Source organism: Fulvivirga sp. M361 (genome assembly GCF_007097395.1).
GTDB lineage: Bacteria > Bacteroidota > Bacteroidia > Cytophagales > Cyclobacteriaceae > Fulvivirga.
Genome location: NZ_VKDC01000091.1, coordinates 1 through 2350, shown reverse-complemented (window position 1 = coordinate 2350; position 2350 = coordinate 1). Strand labels below are relative to the sequence as shown.

Genomic DNA, 2350 nt, shown 5'->3' with positions numbered 1-2350 from the left:
AAGAGGCTATTGGTGTAAAGAGCGATAGCCTTATACTTTACGAACCGCCCAGTACGAGACCCGTACGCTGGGTGGTGTGAGAGGCGCACCGTGGGCTTATAGCTCACGGCCGTCTACTCGATTATCTCCTTTTTGCCTTGTTCAAGGATTTCCAATATGAAGTTATTGTATTCATCACCCATTGGAATATCCATGTCAACTTTGATTTCTTGTCTAATGGCGGGCACTTCTATTTGCTTTACAGGATTCCATCCCTTTTTCTCAAATTTCGTCCAATACAAACCAATACCCCTCTTCTGCCAGTTCGGGAGTTCATTGAAGTTAGTCCCATTACTAAAGAGAAGTTCATTCTTAAAGGCAGTGGATTTTCCTTCTATTTCCTTAGTCGCTTCAATTGCAGATTTTCCTTGTTCTTTTAAAAGCCAATAACAATGAGCGTTTAGCGCATTTCTATGCGCATCTTCATTTCTCCAACGGAAGTAGTCTACTACATCCTGCTTCCTTGGAAGTTGTGAGATTCGACAATCAAAGGCTGCTAATTCACCGAGCTCTAAAGTAAACTTAGCACTTGCTTCACCTGCAAGTACTGAATTAAATTTTCTGGTTTTACGAGAGAATGTGTCTTCGTTAAAGTCGAACAATAGGGAAATTTCATCGCTTTCTGTAAAACCGTAAATCACTTTAAAGCCGCAATTCATGAGATGTTTCACGGTCTCAATCATTAGGTCTCTAAACTTTTCATCAAATGGCCTTTTGAAGTTCTGCTTTTCTTTTGTCAGTTTAGTAAAACTCCTGCCATCAATTCTGGCTACCATATAAATATTTGGAGGGATACAAAAATCGTGAGAAGTTTCATAGATCCTAAGTTTCTTATCTAATTCATCAAACTTCATCCTTCCAATCCTCTATTTGAAACTCCATGTTTTCTGATTTGACGTAATAAAGTTTGTCAAACCCTTCGTTCATATTGGGTAATTCTAATTTACCATAGCATCCCTTAACGCCAATATCTGGAATTCTTTCTTTTTCCTTCCTTGTTACATTGCGTTCAAGTGCTTGTTCCAAAGAAGAATGAAAGTAATATCCAATTATCTCATATTTTTTTGACTTTGCTAGTTCAATATATTTCGACCTTTCCGCAACTGTCGGATTAGTATTATCTATCACAAACTTTGATTGAGTTTCAAGGCAAGTTCCCAAGAATTTGTTCTCCTTATTTCTTGTGTTTAGGAGGTCCATGCTTATTCGTACGTGACTATTGAAGAACTTCTTTTTGTAGAAAGTTGATTTTCCAGTTGATTGAATTCCTATGAATATTATTGCTTGCACGATCTTCGATTAGAAGGTATTGGAGATAACGACCAGCTAAAATCCGTAGGCTGGACATCTGTAAATATCGGGAAAGTATCATATCTCACAAACTCTGCAAATACCTCAGTAAGCCTATGGATTTTAGCATCTTTGTGTGCCTTGAATGGTGAATATAGCTCATGAAGTTGAGCGTTCCAAAGGGTGAAAGTCCCGTACGCGCTGGGGTCGTGCCCGGAAGCGAAGCAAGTGGCAAGGTGGTTTGGAGTGATCCAAGCATTGAAGTAAGTCAAACTGCGGTATCTGAACTGACGAACAGGAACCATATACAGAGGCTATTAGGTCGGATGAGGTAGCACATCATACTGAAGTCCAAATCTCGAAAGAGAAGTACCGAAGTGGTAGATATGGCAGGATTAGATACAAGGATATTCGCCTTACCGAGGGATGCCTTGGAATAGATTCGGATTCTATGAGCCAAGGAGTCAGCAGACCTCATAGTAGTTGACAGTAACGAGCCATTGAAAGAAATGGAGGACTCACAACTCAATGAAGGAGGGAACATTGGATCGCGTCTGGATTTGTGTAGGAGTTCCGCTGAAAGCGGGATAGCCTGCCCTTAGAAGGACAAGGAAGTAAGTTTTATGATAGCAGAAGTACTAAAACGTAATAACCTTTACAAAGCATACCGACAGGTACTGCAAAACAGAGGATCAGCAGGCATTGATGGGATGAGCGTCTATGAGTTAGCTAACCACCTGGAAGCGAACCGTGACAAGATTATCACAAGTGTACTGAACCACACGTATGTACCTGATGCTATACTAGGGATTGAAATACCCAAGGGAAGCGGGAAGGCTCGATTACTGGGTATCCCAACGGTAGCAGACCGATGGTTACAACAGGCGGTAAGCCAAATGCTCAAGACAAAGTTCGAATTAAACTTTGAATCACATAGCTATGGTTTCCGACCAGAGAAGAACACCCAGCAGGCGGTGACACAAGCCCTGAAGTACATCAATGATGGTTACCAGGACATAGT

3 protein-coding genes are annotated in these 2350 nt (G+C 41.1%); 1 reads left to right on the top strand and 2 read right to left on the bottom strand.

Annotation, left to right across the window (positions count from 1 at the left end; genetic code table 11):
* Window positions 1-113 precede the first annotated feature (113 nt).
* Both FNH22_RS31695 and FNH22_RS31690 read right to left on the bottom strand, forming a co-directional pair.
* Window positions 114-893, bottom strand: a complete 780-nt coding sequence (locus tag FNH22_RS31695) for a tRNA(His) guanylyltransferase Thg1 family protein (protein ID WP_143402556.1) — start codon at window positions 891-893, stop codon at window positions 114-116.
* Window positions 883-1329, bottom strand: coding sequence for an AAA family ATPase (locus tag FNH22_RS31690; protein WP_143402555.1), 447 nt, complete (start codon window positions 1327-1329; stop codon window positions 883-885). Before FNH22_RS31690 ends, FNH22_RS31695 begins: the two co-directional genes overlap by 11 nt.
* A gap of 623 nt (window positions 1330-1952) precedes the next feature.
* On the opposite strand from FNH22_RS31690, the gene FNH22_RS31685 reads away from it, so the two are divergent.
* On the top strand, window positions 1953-2350 hold a 398-nt coding region (locus FNH22_RS31685; protein ID WP_255518214.1), incomplete at its 3' end, for a reverse transcriptase domain-containing protein.

What these genes read in the sequence shown, in the direction of transcription:
- FNH22_RS31695 (WP_143402556.1), bottom strand. Translation starts at nt 893, where the DNA reads ATGAAGTTTGATGAATTAGATAAGAAACTTAGGATCTATGAAACTTCT.